17 protein-coding genes are annotated in these 23,539 nt (G+C 40.5%); 9 read left to right on the plus strand and 8 right to left on the minus strand.

What is annotated here, in order from left to right; all coding sequences use genetic code 11:
* Window positions 1-90 precede the first annotated feature (90 nt).
* A complete protein-coding gene (locus Q0791_RS19275) occupies window positions 91-1,611 on the minus strand; it encodes an aldehyde dehydrogenase family protein (RefSeq protein WP_299009959.1) in 1,521 nt (506 codons plus the stop codon).
* A 690-nt stretch (window positions 1,612-2,301) separates the two neighbouring features.
* Between Q0791_RS19275 and Q0791_RS19280 the strand changes: the two genes are divergently transcribed.
* The 3 genes from Q0791_RS19280 (at window position 2,302) to Q0791_RS19290 (ending at window position 5,119) form a co-directional block, all read left to right on the plus strand.
* Window positions 2,302-3,123 carry a bifunctional 2-polyprenyl-6-hydroxyphenol methylase/3-demethylubiquinol 3-O-methyltransferase UbiG gene (locus Q0791_RS19280; protein ID WP_299009962.1) on the plus strand — a complete coding sequence of 274 codons (822 nt, stop codon included), beginning with the start codon at window positions 2,302-2,304 and terminating at the stop codon, window positions 3,121-3,123.
* A gap of 197 nt (window positions 3,124-3,320) precedes the next feature.
* Window positions 3,321-3,800: an excinuclease ABC subunit A gene (locus tag Q0791_RS19285; RefSeq protein ID WP_299009965.1), complete on the plus strand. Its 480-nt coding sequence runs from the start codon at window positions 3,321-3,323 to the stop codon at window positions 3,798-3,800.
* 161 nt (window positions 3,801-3,961) lie between these two features.
* On the plus strand, window positions 3,962-5,119 hold the full coding sequence (locus Q0791_RS19290) for an MFS transporter (RefSeq protein ID WP_299009968.1): 1,158 nt from the start codon (window positions 3,962-3,964) through the stop codon (window positions 5,117-5,119).
* Window positions 5,120-5,148: 29 nt separating this feature from the next.
* Here the strand turns inward: Q0791_RS19290 and Q0791_RS19295 are convergent, their stop codons facing one another.
* From Q0791_RS19295 to Q0791_RS19305, 3 genes are all read right to left on the minus strand, one after another.
* The gene (locus Q0791_RS19295) at window positions 5,149-5,898 is read right to left on the minus strand and encodes an ElyC/SanA/YdcF family protein (RefSeq protein WP_299009971.1); all 750 of its coding nucleotides are present in this window, start codon (window positions 5,896-5,898) and stop codon (window positions 5,149-5,151) included.
* 5 nt (window positions 5,899-5,903) lie between these two features.
* The gene (gene csrD, locus Q0791_RS19300) at window positions 5,904-7,817 is read right to left on the minus strand and encodes an RNase E specificity factor CsrD (protein ID WP_299009974.1); all 1,914 of its coding nucleotides are present in this window, start codon (window positions 7,815-7,817) and stop codon (window positions 5,904-5,906) included.
* 71 nt (window positions 7,818-7,888) lie between these two features.
* Window positions 7,889-9,136 carry a malic enzyme-like NAD(P)-binding protein gene (locus Q0791_RS19305; RefSeq protein WP_299009977.1) on the minus strand — a complete coding sequence of 416 codons (1,248 nt, stop codon included), beginning with the start codon at window positions 9,134-9,136 and terminating at the stop codon, window positions 7,889-7,891.
* A 770-nt stretch (window positions 9,137-9,906) separates the two neighbouring features.
* Here Q0791_RS19305 and Q0791_RS19310 point away from each other — a divergent pair.
* Together Q0791_RS19310 and Q0791_RS19315 are read left to right on the plus strand one after the other, a co-directional pair.
* Window positions 9,907-10,680, plus strand: coding sequence for a hypothetical protein (locus Q0791_RS19310; RefSeq protein ID WP_299009980.1), 774 nt, complete (start codon window positions 9,907-9,909; stop codon window positions 10,678-10,680).
* Between the two features lie 90 nt (window positions 10,681-10,770).
* Window positions 10,771-11,322 (plus strand): hypothetical protein, encoded by a 552-nt coding sequence (locus Q0791_RS19315; RefSeq protein WP_299009983.1) that lies wholly within the window; start codon window positions 10,771-10,773, stop codon window positions 11,320-11,322.
* 242 nt (window positions 11,323-11,564) lie between these two features.
* On the opposite strand, the gene rpmE is transcribed toward Q0791_RS19315, so the two are convergent.
* The gene (rpmE, locus tag Q0791_RS19320) at window positions 11,565-11,777 is read right to left on the minus strand and encodes a 50S ribosomal protein L31 (protein ID WP_298771542.1); all 213 of its coding nucleotides are present in this window, start codon (window positions 11,775-11,777) and stop codon (window positions 11,565-11,567) included.
* Between the two features lie 152 nt (window positions 11,778-11,929).
* Complete coding sequence (locus Q0791_RS19325) at window positions 11,930-13,525, minus strand: hypothetical protein (protein ID WP_299009986.1); 1,596 nt, start codon at window positions 13,523-13,525, stop codon at window positions 11,930-11,932.
* 172 nt (window positions 13,526-13,697) lie between these two features.
* Here Q0791_RS19325 and priA point away from each other — a divergent pair, with 172 nt between their 5' ends.
* The 3 genes from priA (at window position 13,698) to Q0791_RS19340 (ending at window position 18,353) form a co-directional block, all read left to right on the plus strand.
* Window positions 13,698-15,893, plus strand: a complete 2,196-nt coding sequence (priA, locus tag Q0791_RS19330) for a primosomal protein N' (protein WP_299009989.1) — start codon at window positions 13,698-13,700, stop codon at window positions 15,891-15,893.
* Between the two features lie 125 nt (window positions 15,894-16,018).
* Window positions 16,019-17,764, plus strand: a complete 1,746-nt coding sequence (gene argS, locus Q0791_RS19335; RefSeq protein ID WP_299009992.1) for an arginine--tRNA ligase — start codon at window positions 16,019-16,021, stop codon at window positions 17,762-17,764.
* Window positions 17,765-17,768: 4 nt separating this feature from the next.
* Window positions 17,769-18,353 carry an SPOR domain-containing protein gene (locus Q0791_RS19340; protein WP_299009995.1) on the plus strand — a complete coding sequence of 195 codons (585 nt, stop codon included), beginning with the start codon at window positions 17,769-17,771 and terminating at the stop codon, window positions 18,351-18,353.
* A gap of 82 nt (window positions 18,354-18,435) precedes the next feature.
* Here the strand turns inward: Q0791_RS19340 and hldE are convergent, their stop codons facing one another.
* On the minus strand, window positions 18,436-19,866 hold the full coding sequence (hldE, locus tag Q0791_RS19345; RefSeq protein WP_299009998.1) for a bifunctional D-glycero-beta-D-manno-heptose-7-phosphate kinase/D-glycero-beta-D-manno-heptose 1-phosphate adenylyltransferase HldE: 1,431 nt from the start codon (window positions 19,864-19,866) through the stop codon (window positions 18,436-18,438).
* A 98-nt stretch (window positions 19,867-19,964) separates the two neighbouring features.
* Between hldE and Q0791_RS19350 the strand changes: the two genes are divergently transcribed.
* Window positions 19,965-20,891 (plus strand): LpxL/LpxP family Kdo(2)-lipid IV(A) lauroyl/palmitoleoyl acyltransferase, encoded by a 927-nt coding sequence (locus Q0791_RS19350; RefSeq protein WP_299010000.1) that lies wholly within the window; start codon window positions 19,965-19,967, stop codon window positions 20,889-20,891.
* A gap of 63 nt (window positions 20,892-20,954) precedes the next feature.
* On the opposite strand, the gene Q0791_RS19355 is transcribed toward Q0791_RS19350, so the two are convergent.
* Entirely contained in the window at window positions 20,955-22,679 is a 1,725-nt protein-coding gene (locus Q0791_RS19355; protein WP_299010002.1) for a potassium/proton antiporter, read from the minus strand.
* Window positions 22,680-23,539: the final 860 nt, after the last annotated feature.

A 23,539-nucleotide genomic window follows, 5' to 3' on the forward strand; every position in this document is an offset into this window, starting at 1 on the left:
CAGGAGCAATTAACGACCTTGCCTACAGCATGTTGAATTCCCGCTGAAAGATCACTTATATAATAGAATTGGTATAAGCAACCATAATCACTAGAAAAAGCCCAATGGATTAATATCGTAACTCACTAAAATATTTTTTGTTTGCTGGTAATGGGATAACGCCATTTTATGGGTTTCTCGGCCAATACCTGATTTCTTGTAACCACCAAAAGCGGCATGAGCTGGATACATATGATAGCAATTCGTCCATACACGCCCCGCCTCTATCTTTCGACCCATACGATATGCACGATTCATATCTCGGCTCCACACTCCAGCCCCTAATCCAAACTCTGAACTGTTAGCCAATGACAAAGCTTCTTCTTCCGTTTTAAAGGTGGATAAGGCAATAACAGGACCGAAAATTTCTTCCTGAAAGACTCGCATCGTATTTGTACCTTTCAACAATGTGGGTTGAATATAAAAACCGCTATTAAGTTGATCATTAAGTACTTCTGCCTGTCCACCAATAAGGACTTCAGCCCCTTCACTTTTACCAATTTCGATGTAATTTAAAATCTTATCAAATTGTGCTTTAGAGGCTTGAGCTCCCACCATGGTCTCTGTATCTAGTGGATTACCTCGAACAATCTTTTTGGTTCGTTCAATAATTTTATGAATAAAAGCATCATAAATCGTGTCTTGAATAAATAAACGTGATGGACAAGTGCACACTTCACCTTGATTTAAATAAGCCAGCACAGCCCCTTCAACACATTTATTTAAAAAAGCATCTTCAAAGTCCATCACATCTTCAAAGAAGATATTCGGTGATTTTCCACCCAGTTCAACCGTTGACGGAATAATATTATCAGCCGCGCACTTTAAAATATGGGAACCCACAGGTGTTGATCCCGTAAATGCAATTTTTGCAATTCTCAAGCTTGAAGCTAGGGCTTGACCTGCTTCATCTCCGAAGCCATTGACAATATTCAACACACCAGCAGGAATAAGATCGGCAATTAATTCCATTAATACCAGTATAGAAGCCGGTGTTTGCTCCGCAGGTTTTAATACCACACAATTACCCGCCGCCAATGCGGGCGCCAATTTCCATGCCGCCATTAATATGGGAAAATTCCAAGGAATAATTTGTCCCACTACCCCTAAAGGTTCATAAAAATGATAGGCTATGGTGTTTTCATCTATTTCACCAATACTGCCTTCTTGAGCACGAAGGCAGCCTGCAAAATAGCGAAAATGATCCGCTGCCAATGGAATATCAGCAGCCAGTGTTTCTCTCACCGCTTTGCCATTGTCCCACGTTTCAGCCACCGCTAACCGCTCAAGGTTCTGATCTATTCGATCCGCTATTTTTAATAAAATATGAGCGCGTTGAGTGACAGATGTCGCAGCCCACGCAGACTTTACGCTATGGGCTGAATCTAGCGCCAGTTCAATATCCTCAAAGCTTGAGCGGGGGATTTCACAAATAAACTCACCATTAACTGGGCTGATATTGTGAAAATATTGCCCCTTGAAAGGTTCGACCCACTGGCCATTAATAAAATTACCATAGCGGGTTTTAAAATCTATTAGTGCATCTGAGCTGCCGGGGTTTGCGTAGATCATATCATTTCCTTTTGATTGAGGTATATGCATTAACCTATTGACTTAATAATCCCATTACTATTGCACTTAACGATTAAAAAACACTTTATTTTTGGCAAAACAAAGTTGATTTTTTAAGCACATAAAAATATGATGCTCATCAGTTATACCAACATAAAAAGGAGGTTTTGTTATGTATACGTGTCAAAGAGATTTTGCTCGTCACTTTTTCGCCATCAAGCGCTCTGAACACCGCACTATCGTGCTGCGATAATCAGAGCAAGAGAGAAATCTGGCTAACTCATGCCCCACGCCAATGGTTCAAACAAGATTCGACAAAGGTTCGAAAAAATACGAAAAAGCATGCGTTAGCAAAATAGTTAACCTGAATTCGGGATAAGCAGCGCCGTTTAATAGCACTATTTCTGCCCCTATCTGTGTTGTGCTTTCTACTAATAGCCCGCTATTAGATACGAAATCCCGCCTTGATATCGACAAAAATCGCACTATTAAACCCAATTTAAAAATAAAGAATGACCCAATTTCATTCAATTTTTTGATATTAAATGGGTTACCTAACATTTTTGACACTCATTATCCCGAGTTCAGGTTAATTAGAGTCACTTCACTCGGCTCACTGAATTATCGTCAGCGTTTATTGATGAGGGGTTTCACACCCTAATTTCAGGAAAGAGAGTTCAGGAAAGAGCAATGTATTCAAAATCAAATAAAAAAAGCCAAAACCTTTGTTACCCCCAGCTGAATAAACACGCTTGGAATGAACGTACGCGGCGACATATCACATCCAATTTTTATGATGTGGCAGGTTTTCTTAACGGGAAATCTAGCCTTAATACCATAGAAGTTGAAGCCTTAGGCGACGTTAGTCATCAATCATTGTTGCATTTACAATGTCATTTTGGTTTAGATACGCTTTCATGGGCAAGGCTTGGCGCCCAAGTGACTGGTGTCGATTTATCCCCAGTGGCCATTGAACATGCTAAGCAATTGGCGATTCAATCCGGTTTAAAAGCACATTTTATCGCCCGAGATCTTTATCAATTCTTCGATGAAAAACAACGTGAAAAAAGCCCGGAGCTTTTTGATATTGTTTTCACCTCCTATGGTGTAGTGTGCTGGCTCAGCGATCTTAATCGTTGGGCGCAAGGCATCAAGGCACAATTAAAACCGAACGGAATATTTTATCTTGCAGAGTTCCATCCGATTAATGATTTATTATTCGGTGATGACTACTTTAATACCGAGCAAGCGCAAATCATTCAAGAACCTACATATACTGAAAACCACAATAACGAGCTTGATACCCTTGCGGTTTGGTCACACAGCTTAAGTGAGGTGATCACGGCTTTGCTCAAGGCAGGTATTGCTATCGAATCCTTTAATGAGTATCCATTTTCTCCCTATGCCGTTTGCGAGAAACTAATACAAAATTCGCAAGGACAATATGAATTAACACACCTAGGAAAAAAAGTGCCATTAATTTATACCATTAAAGGGCGCAATATCAGTTAACAACTAAAAAGTTAAAACACAATAAATACATGTAATTAAAGGGGGTGCAACACTCCCTTTCGTTTTTTGGCAACGAACATTAATTTTGCCCTTCTTTTACCGACTATTAAGAAAGCACACAAGGAAACTAGGCTAGAATGATGCTTCAAACGACTCACTCCTACCGCTCATCACAATAGATAAAATGGGATCAATCAATGAAAAAATTATTCTTCATCTTTCTCTTATACCCCCTCTTTTTACAGTCCGCCCTTGCTAGAGATACCATAGAAAATTATTCAGTCAGTGACACTATGGCACTTGAACAATCTAAGAGTATTCTAGGTAACGATATCAGCTTTTATTTTGGCAACACAGAACATCCTCCTGTCATCCAACGTTTTGTCACATTTGGTACCAGCAATAAAACCAATGCCTTTAATAAAACCGATAAAGAAGCCTGTCAGTGGGTCTTTCTATCTGCAATGAAAGAATTACGAAATAAAGCCAGAAGTGTCGGCGCCAATGCTGTGATTAACATCAAGTCAAATTATCGAGATAACCTGACAATTAGCGATACGACCTTTCAATGTGGTGCGGGCTTTCTTATCGCAGGCGTAGCCTTAGTCGGTGATATGGTCACACTCGATAAAGCTGATACATTAACGAATGATTCGAGTGATTATTACTATGAATAACTAGCATTATTTAATGCTTAGAAGACAACCCATATCCTGTTCACAGGGAAGTGAATGAACAAAAAACAATTGTTTTATACCTCTCACCACCAATCAACAGACTCATTATTCTCAAATCAGATTACACTCAATGATACTGATAAATATCCATTGAGCTCATTATGCAGCATCATTCTTTCAACTGGCTAGCCTACGCACTGTGCTTTATTGGTTACATGACCTTAATGGTTTCTCCTCCACTGGTACTCGCCATTTCTTCAGCGTTACCTTTAAGCCTTACAAAAGTGCACTCAGGTATTGGACTCATTTTCTTACTCTTTTCTTTGTCCGCCATCTTATTGAGCACCTTATCAGATATTTGGGGAGTCAAAAAAATTTTAAAAATCGCACAAACAGCCTCTATTAGTGGGTTATTACTGACGGGGAGTGCAAGTGGGGAAATCACTTTTTATCTTGGATGTATTCTCATTGGCAGCGGAACGGGCAGTTATTCGGCGATAGCCCGTGCCATAGTCTTACGCCATAGCAGTGATAACAATGAAATGAAACAGACTTTCTCCCATGTTTCTATGTATATCATTATCGCCCCTGTGGTGGCTTCATATCTGGCAAGGTTCATGTTAGATTTTAATTGGCGCTGGGCCTATTACTCCATGGCTCTTATGGAAATGAGCTTATTTATCGCTGCGTTATTGCTCCTCTCTCGTGACAAAAAACCTCAAACATTAATCCCTATCAACAAAATTGTGCAACATTTCAAATACTGCCTCACTCAAAAACAATTTGTTCTAAACTGCCTCGCCATCGGCATTAGTTTTACGCTTTTTATGCAGGTCATTTTAACCAATATCCATCCGGCATTATCAAATATCGAAAAAATAACCAATACCCATTACAACCTTTTCTTACTTGGCATCAGCGCGATTTATATCTGCGGTATTATCACTTATCGGCATTATATTCATTTAAGCCATCATCCCCATGTCAAAATAATCGTCTTGTTGCTATTAATCTTAAGCATCATTAGTTTAAATTATTTCCATAATCATGTGCTTTATATGATGCTCTCTATTTATGGCATGTGTTTTAACTTAGGTTTCTTTATCCCTTTATCCACGGGGGCTGCCATGGTCAACATTCAACAAGCTCAAGGGATCGCTTCAGCCTTATTCACTTTTTCTTTCGCATCCATTTCCAGTGTATATGCCTTTATTGAGGCTCATACTCAACTTTCACCTCATCAATACATGGTCAATGCTTCTATCACATCCAGTTTATTGCTATTAATTATCTCCTTGTGCTTTTTTATCAAAAAATAACCCATCGATTTCAAACCTAACGATATTATTTAACCTTTGATTTTTTGCCAGGCTATCCCTAACCACTCATGTATTGCCCATGTGGACAATTGTAAATTCTGCACCTGAGGATATAGCTGAGTAACATTAAAGGAGCTCAAAGTGTTGCGGCTCATGTGCATAGTCGGTGCCGGTATTACATTAATATTTTCTTGTTCATAAAATCCCATAGTACGCTTCATATGATTCGCCGTCGTCACCACCGCCACTTTACGCTGGCCCACTAGCCTTTTGATAAGCTGAACCTCCTCTTCGGTATCTCTAGGTTGATCATAGGTTTGAATATGACTCTCTGGTACGCTCAAAGATAAGGCTAACAACTTATGCATCTGCGCAGTAGAGCGCTTTGCACTCACACCAGCATAACCGGTGAATAATAATTGTGCTCGAGGGTTTAAATGCCATATTCGCACCGCCTCAACGACCCGTAAACTAGAGGTATAACTGAGCTGACTGGTGATGGGTAAGGTCTCATCCTCGATATGTCCATTGCCTAACACATGAATGAAATCGACTTTTTCATCGTTATAGGCTGAATATTGATATTCTAAGGGGCTGATCAGAGTAAACGCGACAGGCGCTAAGCTTAATGCGTATAAGCCAAATATTGAAACCAATAATAAACTCGCAGCAAGTGACGTTCTTTGACGCAAAAATAAAATGAGCGCTATCACGCTTAATAGCAATGCCATAGGTAAAGGCATGAGCAAATTACCCAATACCCACTTAATATAAAACATATTGATTATACTTCTTCTTCAATGAGCTCACTAAAAAATGGGCCTTGCCCAATATTAATGCCCAAAATTAATAAGGTTTGCCACTCTTCAAATGAAATCACACCTTCCGCACCAAACACGATATCTTTTCGAGGTAGCCCTCCCATTAAACTTCGAATAAAAAGTTGATTCTCTTCTCTAAGGTGGATCTTTCTAACAATCGATTTATGAAGCTTCACCACATCAAAGTGACATTGCTTGATATACTGAGCATTCACCACTTGCTGACCCACTCTATCGACACACAATGCCGCGCCCATTTTATGGATCATATCCAGCGTGTCTTTTATCTTATCAATATGATTAAAAACAATAATTTCATTCACTTCAAACATTAAATGCGATGTTAAATGTCGATATTCTAACAAGGTACGCATCAACCAACGAATAAAAGCTCGGCTCATGAGTGTATCTAAACTCAAATTAATACTGTATTTACGCTGCTCACCTTTTTGACTGCGTAAAATGTCAAAAAGAACAGTTTCAATCACTTGCCTTTCAATTTGAGGGGTTAAACCACATTTTATGGCCATTGGCAGAAATAAAGTGGCACGAATGAGATGATCTTGTGTATCCCTCAGTCGACAGGTAATTTCTCTATGTTGTTCAAGCATTTCATTATCAAAAACCGTTCGAGAAAAAGCAAATATCCTTTTACTCACTAATGCGCTCTCTAGAAAGCTTCGCCATTGTACCGAGCCTTTCGATAAATCACGATCTAACGCGCCTTTATCATACATGAACCAACTACTGGTACCTTGAAGCTGAGCAGCTCTTAACGCCATGTCGGCCTCTTCCAATAAAATGCTTTTATCTTCTCCAATATTAAAATAAGCCCCTCCCAAATGCACAAAATCAGTGGTTTCGCCAATCAAACTAGAGACTTGTCTTAGACATATCTTTAATAATTTAGCGGCTAACCTATCCGCCTCAGCTTGAGAGATCTGCGACACTATAATGGCAAACTGATTAAAAGAACGACGTGCAAAAAAACTATTAACTTGTAATGACAGCACTTGATTAATAGGTAAAATGATTAAAGAAAGCAACTCATCGACCTTCTCGAAACTATTATCCTGTTGCAGTAAATCTAAATCTTCTATTTCCAAAAAATACATCACACCAGGCATAGTCATTTTTAAATCATCAGTCAAAGCATCAAGGCGATTATCAAAAAAGACGCGATTACCTATTCCTGTTCCAGGATCTAAAAAGGTATTAGAACGGATTGATTGATCAAAACGCGCTCTTTGCTTTGAGGCGTCCTCTAATTCTTGCAACAAACGCGTCAAAGCACGATTAATCACCCTAGGTTGCCCTGCTCCTTTCTCGGCCAGCGCCTTATCATATTCTCCTTTCAAAATACTTTGACTTCTTTGAGCTAAACCTTCAATACCTTCTAATTGCACTGAAAACCAATAAAAACCAAAACGTACAACAGCCGCAACAATCAAACCACCTATCACTATGATAAGCACTTCATACCAACCCGCATGCTCGACAGTAAAGGGTTCTGGTAAGGTCATTTTCATTACAATACCTTGTTCTTTATCAATGACTTTTTCATAAGTCACGGTATTGGTATGTTCATTTCTATCTTTATATTCAAAGATTTTTTTTCCTTTTTGACTAATAAAGAAATGCTTTGCCTTAAAAGCAATTAAAATAGGTGGCAACCAAGAGTCAAACTTCCATTCATTATCATGTTGGTAATGACTCACAAGCATGCTTTCTATTTCGCTCACTTTTTGCTGCTGAAACTCATAAGTAAGCTGAACAAAACTCAGCACTGCTGTAAAAAAAAAGATAAATGCCACTCCAGCTAAAGAGAGCAACCAAAAGCTCGTCAGTTTCTTACTCAGCATTCGAGTGAGTTTCATCCTTAGCCTATCTCCATATCACCATCAAAAAAGGCGCCAATAGGCGCCCTTTAAGTATTACACATTTCAACTTAAACCATATAATCTTCAGGTAATGTGGTTAATTTCGATACACCTGAATCAATCGCCGCTTGCGCAACCGCTTTAGCCACATGAGATAAAAGACGTGGATCCATAGGTTTTGGGATCACATAGTCAGGACCAAAACTCAATTCATCGACATTTGGATAAGCCGCTAACACTGAAGCAGGGACTGCTTCTTTAGCTAAATCAGCAATGGCATGTACCGCTGCAATTTTCATTTCATCATTAATTTTTGATGCACGTACATCTAACGCACCACGGAAAATAAAAGGAAAACATAATACATTATTGACTTGGTTTGGATAATCGCTTCTTCCCGTTCCCATAATCAAGTCCTTACGGATATCATGAGCCACTTCGGGTTTAATTTCGGGATCTGGATTTGAACAAGCAAAAATAACTGGCTTATCAGCCATTAATGCAACATTTTCACTAGATAATACATCAGGCCCTGATAAACCAAGAAATGCATCGGCACCGGCGATAGCATCTTCTAAGGTTCTTTTATCAGTATCATTAGCAAACAATGCCTTATATTCATTGATATCGGTGCGTTCACTATGAATAACACCTTTTCTATCTAGCATATAAACATTTTCACGTTTAACACCGCATTTTATCAACATGGTCATACAGGCTATCGCTGCAGCGCCCGCTCCCATGCAAACGATGACTGCATCTTCAATGTTTTTCCCTTGAATTTCTAAGGCATTGATCATACCAGCAGCTGTCACAATCGCTGTACCATGCTGATCATCATGAAAAACAGGCACATTACAACGTTCAATTAATGCTTTTTCTATTTCAAAACACTCAGGGGCTTTGATATCCTCTAAATTAATTCCGCCAAAAGTATCAGCAATCGCCTCAACAGTATTAATAAACTGTTCAGTCGTGTCATGTTTCACTTCGATATCTGTCGCATCAATATTAGCAAAATGCTTGAAAAGTAACGCTTTACCTTCCATCACAGGTTTTGAAGCCAAGGGGCCTAAATTACCTAACCCTAATATAGCGGTACCATTTGAAATAACGGCAACCGTATTGCCTTTTCCTGTATAGCGATATGCTGTTTCTGGGTTCTTCGCAATTTCACGTACAGGCTCTGCAACGCCAGGGCTATATGCTAGTGAAAGATCGCTACTGGTTTCGGCGGGTTTAGTCAGACAGACTGCGGTTTTGCCTGGAACCGGAAATTCATGATAGTCGAGAGCTTGTTGACGAAAATCTGCCATTTATTTAATCCTGAGTGCGACGAATAGTATCTGTTTTTAGGTCAGTAACCTAAACATGGCCACATTGTCCTTTTTTTTAAAAACAAAAAATCGAAATCAATGCAACATCTAAAATTGAGCAGCTAAAGATACGCGATTTTCATCGCTTTTCAAACTATGATTTTCTTTTTCTAGCCTAATGATACAGAAATGTTACTAACGGTTTGTTTCAATCAGTTTTCTAGAACATTTATCTTAAGATTCAATATCAATAATGTAGGAATAATACAGTCAAAGTCAGTGTAAACAGTAGTTTTAATGCGAAAAACAGAAAAAAAGTTGTAAAACTTACCAATATAGTTTCAAGCTTCAATAATAATGATATTCTTAACGATAAAAAAACAAACTTTAAGACATTTAACATAAAATCAACCTAAAGACAGGTTAGACCTCTGTCCACAAATTGATTATATCGTTATAAGAATAATACAACTTAAACTAAGATCAATAAGACTTAACGGTAAAATACAGACGTTAATACTATAGCGATAGCCGTGATACTTGAGAATGCAGGATCCAGTTAGAATTAAAAGGCAATAAACATTTCGGCACCTTCTTTCAAAAGCGTGCACCTTGAATTAGCAACTTTTACAGGCTCTGAAAACCCAGTATCTTCGAGTCATACAGGTATATTGTTTTCTATTACAAAAAATAAATAAAAAACAACAGGTATACTAAAATTTTCATGCTGTTCATCCATTCATCTATCAGGCAACAAGGACACGAGTTCGATGACTAAATTGATCAGGCTCGGCTATTGTATTGTTTCAATTCTATTTTTATCTGCTTGCAATGAGGAGAACAATCAAGCTACCTGCATCGCCCCGACCTTAGATGCTGACAGCAGCTTTTTTCAGGATACAAATCTTTATTGCTATAGCCCCAAAGACATACACGATGCATATCAGCTGCACTCACTTTATGATATGGGATTATCAGGACAAGGGCGAACCATCATATTATTAGACGCTTATGGCAGTGATACCGCCGAGGCTGATTTAATCACCTTTCATGAGGCTTTTTTTCCTGAACGTGCTATGCCTGAATTTAAGCAGATTATTTTGGATGACTCTGTTTATGACGACGACTGGGCAGCAGAGATTGCATTAGATGTGCAGTGGGCTCATGCCATCGCACTCGATGCAGCCATTCATTTAATCATGACCGATCTGGGCTCTGACATAAACACGTCAAAATTTATTGAGGCAGTGGAATACATTATCAATAATTATGAAAGCGGCACTTTAGTATCAATGAGCTTTGGTGAGCGGGAAACCTATTTTTCCGATACTGAGCTTAATCAATTAGAAGCCCTGTTTGCTCAAGGCACAGAGCAAGGGATCACCTTTTTTGCTGCATCTGGCGATGCAGGAAGTCAAGGTTATGCACTAGAGAGTATCTCAACCCCCTCTGTTATCTATCCTACAGCCAGCCCTTATGTTACATCTGTCGGCGGTACCTTTTTACAATATGGTTTTAGGTGGAATCCGCTTTCTAACAATTAGTTAAACGAAGAAGATGAATACAACTTAGATTATTTTAATACCACCTCTCCTTTGCCATTTCGGCTAGAAACAGCCTGGAATGAAGCCTGGTTGGCTGTTTATAAGAGCGATGGAAGTGGGGGAGCGATCGGCGGTGGTAGCAGTACCGTATTCCCCATTCCACTATGGCAGACCAGCGTCAAAGATAAAATTACCACTCAATCAGGTACAGGCAGAGCCATACCAGATTTAGCCTGGAACGCAGCAAAAAACGGCGGCGTGTTAGTCTATATGGATGGCAGTTGGAATGAGTATGGTGGTACCAGTGCAGCCTCACCACAGATCGCCGGTTTTTTTGCGCTTGTCAATCAATACCTGAATGAAAATGGCATGGACTTTATCGGCCATTTAAACCCGCTGCTGTATCAAATTAACGATAGCGCCGCTTTTAATGACATTCTCCCCATCAAGTTATGCACTGTGCTGGCGGGCGAGCAGGTGACTAACAGACAATTTCAATATGATGATAATGGTGAGCTTATGTATAGCGATGTGCCCGGTTACCCAGTGACTTCAGGCTGGGACATGACTACTGGCTTTGGCTCCCCCCAAGGAAAAGCCTTCCTCAATGCGCTGGTCAAGGTGATGGAAAATAATGAATAGCGGCATATATAATCATTGATTGGAGTCCGCTTAATAGTAATGAGATATTTCAGTGACTCCGTGCCAGTATTCCTACGGGCGTAGCGTAACGATTTATGAGAAAACGGTTAAAGAAAATGCATTAAATACCAACGAAGCTCATACTCACTTTTTAAGTGGGGTTCCCTCAGTCACGGATATGTATAGCAATAGTAAAAAGGCGCCATAAAGGCGCCTTTTTAAATTCAATGAAGAAGCAATATTTACTTCTTGCCAAGTGCACCAAAGCGCTTGTTGAACTTATCGATACGTCCACCCGTATCCATAACTTTTTGCGTACCTGTGTAGAATGGGTGACAAGCACCACAAACGTCTAAATGTAAATCTTTACCTACAGTAGAGTTTACTTTGATTGTGTTGCCACAAGTACAAGTTGCAGTGATTTCTGCGTAATCAGGATGAATGCCTGCTTTCATTGGAGTTACCTCAATTTAAGGCCATGTCGCTCTTCCAACCCGAAGTCGGACACCACATGCTGTGAATACAATATTTTTAAGTCGCAGGATTTTACAGCAGATAGAGACGAGTTACAAGCCATCGTCAAATTTCCTGCTCAAATCAACAAAAATCACATGGCAAGAAAAAAGCGCTCTGCTAAGCTCTCATCTTGATACTTTGCCAATATCTCATCAGAAGGGCAAGTTAAACGGGCACCCGCTTTTAACCCATGAATACTGCCCTTATTAAATGCTTTAGGGTTTGCTTCAAACAATGCTAAAGCTCCGCCAAATAAGCCAACCCCCCATTGTTTATGATAGCGGACATCAATCTTCCACAAAGTTTCATCTTTTGCCACTATAATAGGGCAAACTTCTGTCCCTTCGCTTCCATCAATCCTATTCATATCATCACTCATATTCGCTTGACGACTTTCTTGATGATCGACTCTCTCTGGTTGCTCTATCGTCGATTCTTTGACACTATTTTCCTCACTAGGACTGGCTAAAATAATTTCATCTTTAAAAGCAGTTTGTTGTGATGCAATTTGGTTCGTATCAATATTATTGACACTAAGTGCAGCATTCTCTTGCGTGATAGATGATTGAAGTGATTCAGTGATGTTCGTATCAATATTGTTGGCACTAAGTGCAGCATTCTCTTGCTTGATAGATGATTGAAGTGATTCAGTGACTAGACTCTTTTCATTCGTACTCATATTTGTCGCAGATAATAATGGCTCGCTACTTTTTCCGCTGGCATTAGCACTTGCTGTATTAATTCCAGTGGCATTAGCCGTCCCCGCATTCACTAGCCCCTCAACATTTAATGCATTAGTCTCAGATAAACCAGCAAGATTATTACCTTCTACGCTACTCGCATTCAATGCACTAGCATCAGATAAACCAGCAAGATTATTGCCTTCTACGCTACTCGCATTCAATGCACTAGCTTCAGATAAACTAGCATCAGATAAACCAGCAAGATTACTGCCTTCTACGCTACTGGCATTCAATGCACTAGCTTCAGATAAACTAGCATCAGATAAACCAGCAAGATTACTGCCTTCTACGCTGCTCGCATTCAATGCACTAGCTTCAGATAAACTAGCAAGATTACTGCCTTCTACGCTACTGGCATTCAATGCACTAGCTTCAGATAAACTAGCATCAGATAAACTAGCGTCAGATAAACTAGCGACATTATTGCTTTCTATGTTGCTCGAACTGGCAGTGTTAGTGACTTCTACAGAACGATTTTTGTGAGTCCGATTATCAAGGGGAAGCCCATCAGCCTGAACATTTTTTGCCTCATTCTTATCAACTGGCAGCTTTTCCTGATTATTTTCAGAAACACTATCTTCTGTCATAGAAGTGGAGGATCTTGGCGTTAATGCGAGGGAGAACTCTTGCCTTTTTTGCCATTCACCCTTAAGGTATTCATGTACAACAAGCAATGCATTTGAACTGGATACGGGCCTATCACCCGTCACATTTAACATAAAAGTATTTAAAGCTTCTACTGACAAACGCTCTTCATTCTCTCCGTCATGAAGAAAAAACCGAAGATCATCAACATCCTCAGCGACAACATTCACACGAAAATCAGCCGCCTCTCCAACCTCAAATAACGTTTGATTTATACTAACATGAGATACTTCAGCCAATACTGAGCTGCTGATCAGCAAGCCACTCGTAGCGATCACTTTTCTTATTATATTTACCATTCGATCCTTCTTAGGTGCTGAATACGCCAATAATTTTTCTAGTCAAAACAGATAGCAACCGAAAACATTTAAATTTAACATTTGAAAGTCTTTCCCGCAAATAAGAATAAAACTAGCGCTAAATTATCTAGATAGTTAAACTTACTTTTTATGTATTGATGATTACCCAACTATGCCCTTGTTTGTTGAAATCGCTCTTCCGGTACCGCTACGGCAAAATTTTACTTACCAAGTTCCATCTTCCCTAGCAAGCTCGCTGCAAAAAGGTCTCAGAGTAAAAGTTCCTTTTGGTCGCCAACAAGTCATAGGGCTAATCATAAGGGTCACTGAACATTGCGACCTTAAACCACAACAAATAAAATCCATCTTAGCCCTTATTGATACTACCCCTTTATTACCCAATACATTGTTCACCTTGACTCAATGGGCGAGTCGATACTATTTTTGCAGTTTGGGACAAATGCTTTCTCAAGCCATCCCTGTCGCATTGCGAAAAGGCGCATCAGTGACAGACAATGTCCGCACATTCTGGCAGTTAACAGAAGCGGGAAAAAATGCCGATCTCAACACACTAAAACGGGCCACAGCACAAAAAAAAGTCATACAGCATTTACATGACTCCATTCTCTATACCGATGAAGTGGCAGGTCTCGCTTTTAGCCCATCCGCATTAAAAGCCCTCAGTGAAAAACAATGGATAGTCAAAAAGACTCAAGTCATACAAGCCGATCTTTCTTGGCGAAAGACGCTTGTTATGGGAGAAGAACCCCATCAATTAAATGCAGAACAAGCCATTGCGGTTGCCACTTTAACGCAACAAGAAAACTATCAATGTACTCTACTTGAAGGCGTAACAGGCTCTGGAAAAACAGAAGTTTACCTAGCCTTATTAGAAACAATATTATTACGCCGAAGGCAAGCACTCATTTTAGTACCTGAAATTGGCCTAACTCCGCAAACCATTAATCGATTTAAACGCCGATTCAATGTCAATGTTGCCGTGATCCATTCAGGCCTGACCGACAATCAACGCTACCGCGCTTGGCAACAGGCAAAGTCTGGCGAAGCCGCCATCATTATTGGCACACGCTCAGCCCTATTTACGCCCATGGCCTATCCTGGCATTATTATTTTAGATGAAGAACATGATGCCAGTTTTAAGCAGCAAGAGGGCGTGGGCTATCATGCTCGTGATCTTGCCGTTATGCGGGGACATTTAGAGAATATTCCCGTGTTATTAGGCACGGCGACGCCTTCACTTGAAACATTGCAAAACGCCCTGATCGGTCGCTATCAACATTTAACCTTAGGGATCCGTGCAGGTAATGCCGAAAAAGTCAGGCAAGGCATTATCGACATTCGCAATCAACCCTTAAGGGCAGGCCTGTCCGGCGCCCTTATCAATGAAATGCGATTACATCTTGAAGCGGGTAATCAAGTCATGTTGTTTTTAAACCGCCGAGGGTTTGCGCCAGCGCTTTTATGCCATGAATGTGGACATTTACATGAATGTGATCGCTGTGATGCCTTTTTCACTATTCACCAAAGTTTAGGTGAAATTCGCTGTCATCATTGCAGTAACCAATATGCCATTCCACAACAATGCCACCAATGCGGAAGTACGCTTCTTGCTGCACAAGGCGTCGGAACAGAGCAGCTAGCCGATTTTTTAGAAAAAGAATTTCCTCACTTTCCTGTTGTTCGTATTGATAGAGATACAACACGAAAAAAAGGCGCACTCGAAAATCAGCTTAATGCCATATTAAAAGGGGAATATAAAATTTTGGTAGGCACACAAATGCTGGCTAAAGGACATCACTTTCCTGATGTGACGCTAGTGGGGCTATTGGATGTCGATGGCGCACTCTTTAGTGCCGATTTTAGAGCGCCAGAACGTTTTGGCCAACTCTATACTCAAGTATCAGGCCGTGCGGGCCGCGCAGCGAAACCTGGCACCGTATTACTTCAAACCCATCAAAGTGAAAACATCTTACTGAAAGAGCTGATGCAAAAAGGCTATGGTGAGTTTGCCCGCAATCAGCTCACCGAAAGACAGCAAGCCTTGCTGCCTCCAGCTTGGCATATGATTTTATTGAGAGCAGAAGCCCATCAAGCACAAGATGCCGATAACTTTCTGAGCCAGATTGCACAGTTATTACCTCAAGATGATCAATGTGAGGTCATCGGCCCCATGCCAGCTCCACTGGATAAGAAAGCAGGAAAATTTAGACGACAATTGATCTTTCAAACCAAAAATCGTCAGCAATTACAACAAGCATTTGAACAAGCACTGCCTCAAATTGAGGCACTTCCGATGGCAAAACGCTGTCGCTGGAGTATTGACAGAGATCCTCAAGATCTCCTGTAATCAAATTAATTTCACTTTATGACATAAAAATCCCGTGAAAGGATAGCAATTCCCCCCGACAAACGGCTAAAATGTGCGGTTATTCTTTCCCATTTTTTACTTTAGTAAGTATCGATTAAACGCCAATGAAATCACATACTCAGTCTTTACTCGCAGATGCAATCACTTCCCTTAAGCAACAGGGGATCGTCCCCGAAGATTTTGAAGCCCGCATTCAAGTGGACCGAACCAAAGATAAGAGCCATGGTGATTTTGCAACTAACTTGGCAATGATGCTCACTAAAGTCGCCAAAAAGAACCCAAGAGATATCGCTCAGCTCATCATCGACAATTTACCGCCATCAGACCATGTGGCTAAAGTTGAAATTGCGGGCCCAGGTTTCATCAACTTTTTTATTGATGAAAATGCATTAGCCAATCAATTGATGTTTGCACTATCCGATCCCCTCCATGGAATCGCTAAGCCGGAACCACAGCGGGTCGTTGTCGATTATTCATCACCCAACCTTGCCAAAGAGATGCATGTCGGTCACTTACGCTCCACCATTATCGGTGACAGTGTGGTTCGCGCCCTTGAATTTTTAGGTCACACGGTTATTCGACAAAATCATGTTGGAGACTGGGGAACACAATTTGGTATGTTGCTCGCCTATATGGAAGAGCTAAGAGCCAAACAAGGTGAGCAAGCACAAATGGCCCTAGCGGATCTCGAACATTTTTATCGTGCCGCTAAATTACGCTTTGATGAATCAGACACTTTTGCAACCCGTGCTCGTCAATTAGTAGTTGAACTGCAATCTGGCGACGAATATTGCAATAAGCTATGGCGTGAATTTAATGATATTTCCTTAAGCCATTGTCATGACGTTTATCAACGCTTAGGTGTGAGCCTCACTCGCGAAGATGTGCAAGGTGAAAGTACTTATAATGATGACTTAGCCAATGTCGTTGCCGAACTGAATGAACAAGGACTGCTTTCTGAAAGTAACGGCGCTAAAGTTGTTTTTCAAGAAGAGTTTAAAACCAAAGACGGCGAACCACTGCCAGTTATTATTCAAAAGGCCGATGGTGGCTATCTTTATGCCACGAGCGATTTGGCCGCTATGCGTTATCGCAGCAATACATTAAACGCCGATCGCGCCCTTTATTTTGTGGACTTACGTCAGGGACTCCATTTCCAACAAGTCTTCAAACTGGCTCGTGATGCTCACTTTATCCGCCCAGACATGAGTTTAGAGCATATGGGATTTGGCACCATGAATGGCGAAGATGGCCGTCCTTTTAAAACCCGCTCAGGGGGCGTTGTCAAACTTGTCGACTTATTAGATGAAGCCAATACCAGAGCATTGGAGTTAGTCCGCAGTAAAAATCCGGATATGGATGAAGCAGAGCTAATTAATATTGCCAACACTGTGGGCATTGCTTCTGTTAAATACGCTGATCTGTCTAAAAACCGCACCAGCGACTATATTTTTAGCTTTGAACAAATGCTCAGCTTTGAAGGTAATACAGCACCTTATTTACTGTATGCTTATACTCGCGTTGCAGGCATTTTTAAACGTGCCAATAACATTGATTTAAGCCAAGCCAGTATAGCGCTAAACCATGAGAGAGAAAAAACCTTAGGCAGTAAACTCGCCCAATTTGGCGAAGTGATCACCCGTATGGTCGAAAAAGGTCAACCCCATGTCTTGTGCCTATATTTATTTGAATTAGCTGGCGTTTTTTCAAGTTTTTATGAAGCTTGTCCAGTACTTGCTGCCGATAATGAACAAGAAAAACTCAGTCGCTTACTGCTCGCTCAGCTAACGGCTAAAACCTTAAAGCAAGGTTTAGGTTTACTTGGTATTAACACTTTAGAACGTATGTAATATTATGACCAGTCGTGATTACGCTAACCGTAACCCCAAGAAAAGTAAAAAGGGGAAGCAATCCCGTGGGAAGGGACAAGTCTCACGGCGCTTTCCCTTGTTCATTTTATTGATTACTCTCATTGGCCTCAGTGCATTTGGGTATTTGCTTTGGAGTATTAGTGGCAGCTCAACCACTCCTAAAGAGGCTGACAACCCCGTAACTGAAACAAAGGTTGAGGCCCCTGTCGCTAAACCCGATCCCAAAGCCCTTCCTCCTGCACCTCAAGAAGAATGGACCTATCTTGAAGAGCTAGAAAATAAAAAGGTTGAGGTAGATGTCAGTGACAAGCGGCCTTTAAAGCCTAAACGGCCTTATCAAATCCAATGTGCTTCTTTTAGAAAAGAATCACAAGCAGAGTCGATGAAAGCCACTATTGCTTTTCAAGGTTTAGAAGCCATTATTCGAAAAGTGCAAGGAACCAGTGGCATCTGGTACAAAGTCGTTCTCGGCCCTTACGAGAGTAAACGTTTAGCCGAAAAACAACGCCATATTCTACAAAGAGGTGGACTCTATGATTGTCAAATTTGGCTATGGGAAGGCGACTAAGAAGCATTTAAACCAAAAAATCCGCTTATAAAGCGGATTTTTTGGTTTAATCGAACAAACCTGATATTAACGAGAGTTAAACTCAACGATTATCCATAATATTTTCGATAATCGCTGTCGTTGAAATCCCCTCTTCAAATCCTAATACTTCAACCTTTCCACCTGCTGCAATCACTGCTTCTCCGCCAGCGATTTCATCCACTTTGTAATCGCCACCTTTCACTAATAAATCGGGTAAAAGTTCACCAATAATACGCTCAGGCGTATCTTCGCTGAAAGGCACGACCCAATCAACTGAAGCCAGCTCTGCAAGCACAGTCATTCTTCTATCTGCCTGATTGACGGGTCGCCCCTCACCTTTGAGACGTTTGACAGAATCATCACTATTAACTGCAACAATAAGGCGATCTCCTAATGCTCTTGCCTGCTTCAAATAACTCACATGGCCTGCATGCAAAATATCAAAGCAGCCATTTGTCATCACAATTTTTTCACCTCTGGCCTTAGCTTGCTCCATTGCCACCATAAGTTGCGCTTCACTCACACTGCCAAATCCCGTTTCTCCTTGGCTAGCAGAAAGGGCCCGGATAAGTTCTAATCGAGTCACGGTTGACGTTCCCAGTTTACCAACAACAATACCTGCGGCGGTATTGGCAATCGCACAGGCTTGTTCAAGCTCACTGCCCGCCGCCAGAGAGGTTGCTAACGCTGAAATGACAGTGTCTCCTGCCCCCGTCACATCAAACACTTCTTTGGCGACAGTGGGAATATGTAATTCATCGCCCTCACGTTTAATCAAGGTCATGCCTTTTTCTGAACGTGTCACTAAAATAGCCTGAATATTATATTGCGCGAGTAATGCCTGCGCTTTTTCAACCAACTGAGCTTCAGAAGTTATTTCCCCAACCACTTCTTCAAACTCACTCATGTTAGGCGTTAATAAATAAGCCCCTTGATAGCGAGAATAATCTTTCCCTTTAGGGTCAACCAAGACTTTAACACCCATTTTGTTGGCATATTGAATAAAATCTTGCGGCGAGACTAACGCCCCTTTTGCATAATCAGACAAAATGATGATACCAGCATCGGACACTAATGGCTTCGCCTTTAACAGCAGTGCATCACTTTCAAAATGAGAATAGGCTTCTTCAAAATCTAATCGCAACAACTGTTGGTTGCGGGACATCACTCTTAATTTAGTGATAGTCGGTTTAGACTCAACACTATGCCAAATAGGATCAACATTCGATGTTTGAATGCTTCGAGTCAGTGCAGCAGCTGTCTCATCCTCACCCACTATGCCCGCCAATTGCACAGTCCCTCCCATCGCTGCAATATTAATCGCGACATTTGCAGCGCCGCCCGGCCTGTCCTCATGTTGATCAATTTTTACAACAGGCACAGGTGCTTCAGGGGAAATTCGCCCTGTAGGGCCTGCCCAGTACCGATCTAACATGACATCACCAACAACCAGAACGTTTGCGTTTTCAAATGCGGGGAGAGTAATCTTCATGGCGCCTATTCATTTTAAAAAAATTAATACGATTGTACCTAATTTTGCATTCATTTGAGTTAGAATAATACGTAATTTTTCTAAAGTTTGGGTTATCAGTGGTCGAAAAAGCAGAATTTTCATTAAATTTATGTCATCCCAAGTATTGGTTAATCTGGTTAGGGGTTGGCATAATGAGATTAACTCAGTGTTTACCTTTATCTGTTCAATTAAAATTCGGTGCCCTATTGGGGCGATTAGCGATGAAGGTCATTGGAAGCCGCGTATCAACAGCTAAGCGTAATCTTGAGCTGTGCTTTCCAGAAATGACCGCAGATGAGCAAAAAGCCCTACTTAAACGTAATTTTGAAGAAACAGGCAAAGCCATTTTTGATACGATTAACGCTTGGTGGTGGACGGATCATAAAGTCCAACAACATATGACAATCAAGGGAAAAGAGCATGTCGAAGAGACCTTAAACGAGGGACAAGGCGTCATTTTATTTGCTGTCCACTGTTTACCATTAGAAATGGGAGCGCGGATCTTTGGTCAATTTCAACCTGGTGTAGGCGTCTACCGTCCCCATAATAATGCTGTTATGGAGTATTTACAGGTAAAAGGAAGACTCAGATCAAATAAGGCATTAGTGCCTAAACGGGATCTTAGGCAAATGGTACGTAGTTTAAGACATCCCGATGTCATTTGGTATACTTCCGATCAAGATTTTGGCCGCTCTAGCGCAACCTTTATCCCTTTTTTTGATGTCAAAGAAGCCGCAACAATCACAGGCGCCACCAGCTTAGCAAAATTAGGTAAAGCAAAAGTGATCCCCTTCTTCGTCGAGCGTAATGAGGATGATAAAGGCTATACTTTGGATATATTGCCACCTTTGACCGATTTCCCGGGTGAAAATGAAGTGGAAGACGCTAAACGAACCAATAAAATTGTCGAAACCTTAATTAGTCGTAATAAAGCGCAGTATATGTGGCTCCACCGCCGCTTTAAAACACGGCCAACCCCCAGTGATCCATCACTATACTCCTAATACTTAAGCAATATTTATAAGAGTAGAATAAAAAGGCCCGTTAACATCGGGCCTCTTTTTAGCTTATTCTGAAGCGGGTAGTCTTATGCCGACTTTGTAAGGTGCGCCATCTTTAAGTTCTGAAATCACCCAGTAGAGTGACTGCCATTCAAATTGATCCCCCACAACAGGCTTCTCACCTAGCTTGATATTAATCAATTCACAAATACTTAAATGTTCATATTCAGTGCTTAACTTAATGCCGTACATAGGCGCAAAATCACTCAATAGCACACTTGCATCAATGAAGAAATCACCAAAAAATCGGGGTAATTCTTTATCGACGGGCGGCTCACTAAATAAAGTACCTAAAGCATCCAAATCATGTTCATGGGCTAACACGCATAACACATCCCCTGCTTTTAACTGGGTACTTCCAGAAGGATGAAGCATCACACGGTCACGAAACAAGGCTGCAATCCTCGTCCCTTCTGGCATATCTAAACGTCTGAGTGGTTCGCCAATACACCATTTGTGTTCGCTTAAATGGTATACAAACAACTCCCAATCACTTTTGTGATACACTTCTAAACCTGATCTTGACACTGGCGTTGGCTTTAAAGGAAGCTCTACTTTTGCTAATTTTGCTGCTTTGGCTAAAGTTGTTCCTTGCAAAAGCAAAGAGACCAACACAACAAAAAATGCAACATTAAAATAAAGTTGTGCCCCTGGCAATCCAGCCATCATAGGGAATACCGCCAAAATAATAGGTACTGCGCCTCGCAAGCCTACCCATGAAATAAACCAACGATCACGGGTCTTAAAACTTTTAAAAGGCGATAAACTGAACCAAACAGCAATAGGCCTTGCAAAAAAGATCATTCCAAAAGCTAAGCCTAAAGCAGGTAAAGCTAAATCAACTAAATCTGAAGGCGTTAATAATAATCCCAATACTAAGAACATACCTATTTGGCTCATCCATGTCATGCCATCAAGGATATTTAAAATAGTATGCTTTCCTCTCGTGGCATTATTTCCTAAAAATAATCCCACTAAGTAAATAGAAAGGATACCACTACCTCCTAACTTACTTGAAATAGCGTAAATCATTAAACCGCCACTGAGTACCAAAATAGCATATAACCCATCAGCAAGATGACTTCGATTGACGAGTTGCCACAATACCCAGCCGCCACCAACACCTAAAATACCACCAATACCAAACTGTTTAATAAAGCTAGTTAACATGAAACTAAAAGACATGTCGTTATTCGTATTGGCAATGACAGCAATTAAGGTCACTGTCAAAAACACAGCCATAGGATCATTACTACCGGACTCTATTTCTAATGTTGCGCCGACGCGCTCGTTAATACTCTTGCCTTTGAGTAAAGAGAACACCACAGCTGCATCTGTTGATCCTACTATCGCCCCCACTAACATGCCCTGTAGTATGGTTAAATCAAATAACCAAGACGCTAACGCCCCCGTAATAATGGTTGTTAACGCCACACCAAATGTCGCAAGAGACAAGGCCGGCCAAAGTGCCACCCTAAAACTACTGACTCTAGTGCGCATTCCACCGTCAAGAAGGATAATGGCCAAAGCAAGATTGCTCACTAAATAAGCAACCGAATAATTGTCGAAAACAATGCCACCAGGACCATCTTCGCCCGCTAAGATGCCAACGCAAAGAAATACCAATAAAATAGGAAGGCCCACACGCGAAGACACTGAACTTAGAAGCACACTCACAGCCGTTAGCAATGCGCCAATCAAAAAAAAGTTATTAATGGTTTCAGCGTTCAAACAACCTCCTTAAATATTCCATAATATTGAATATTCCGCTATTCATCGGTACACAATATAATCTTAATTTACAATAAAAACATACAATCAAATAAAGCAACAAAAAACAAACAATATACAAAAAAGAACGAATTTGAATTATATTATTTATATATCAACAATTTAATTTAAAAATCAATTTAATGCTGACTCATTTTTGACGTCTATAAATATTAACTTATCACAACTAAAGCAATAAAAAAGCACAAAACAAATGAATAAATGAATAACTAAATTAAAAATCTATTATTTCAACACCTTAATTACAAATAAATAAATTGTATAGATATTTTCACTTGATAAAAACGTTAATAACCCCTTTATTATTGAATCAATATCCACATCTAAGGATAAAATGTTCCATTAATAGTGAATAACCTCACTTTATTCACCATATATCATTCCATTCATCACTAAATACCAAGCATCAAGAGTCATTTGTAAAAACCGATTATGCACAAATCATTATTCCAAAGTATATACACAAAACACCTGAAATTGCAGGCCCAATGGGTTAATCCCTGCCTGAAGGCAATAAGGACTCGGTCATTTAAAAAACAAGAATTTCGCTCTAGGGCCTGTTGATCTTTGGTAATTAAATTATGTCCGAGATAAACGTGTTTTAATCGCGACGGGAGGAATGACGCCTAGTGATCTAAGCCCTCTTTCTTTAACAAAGGGGCTCCCAACAAAGAGTAAAACACGTTTAGCCGGAACCTACGGACAGCGTTTGTGGCTCCTTTTTACGGCGTTATCGCTTGTTTATGTAGAATAACTACACCACACAAGCTCTGCCTTGTATAAAGAAACCACAAACTGCT

Origin of the sequence: uncultured Shewanella sp., assembly GCF_947495455.1 — a bacterium.
GTDB lineage: Bacteria > Pseudomonadota > Gammaproteobacteria > Enterobacterales > Shewanellaceae > Shewanella.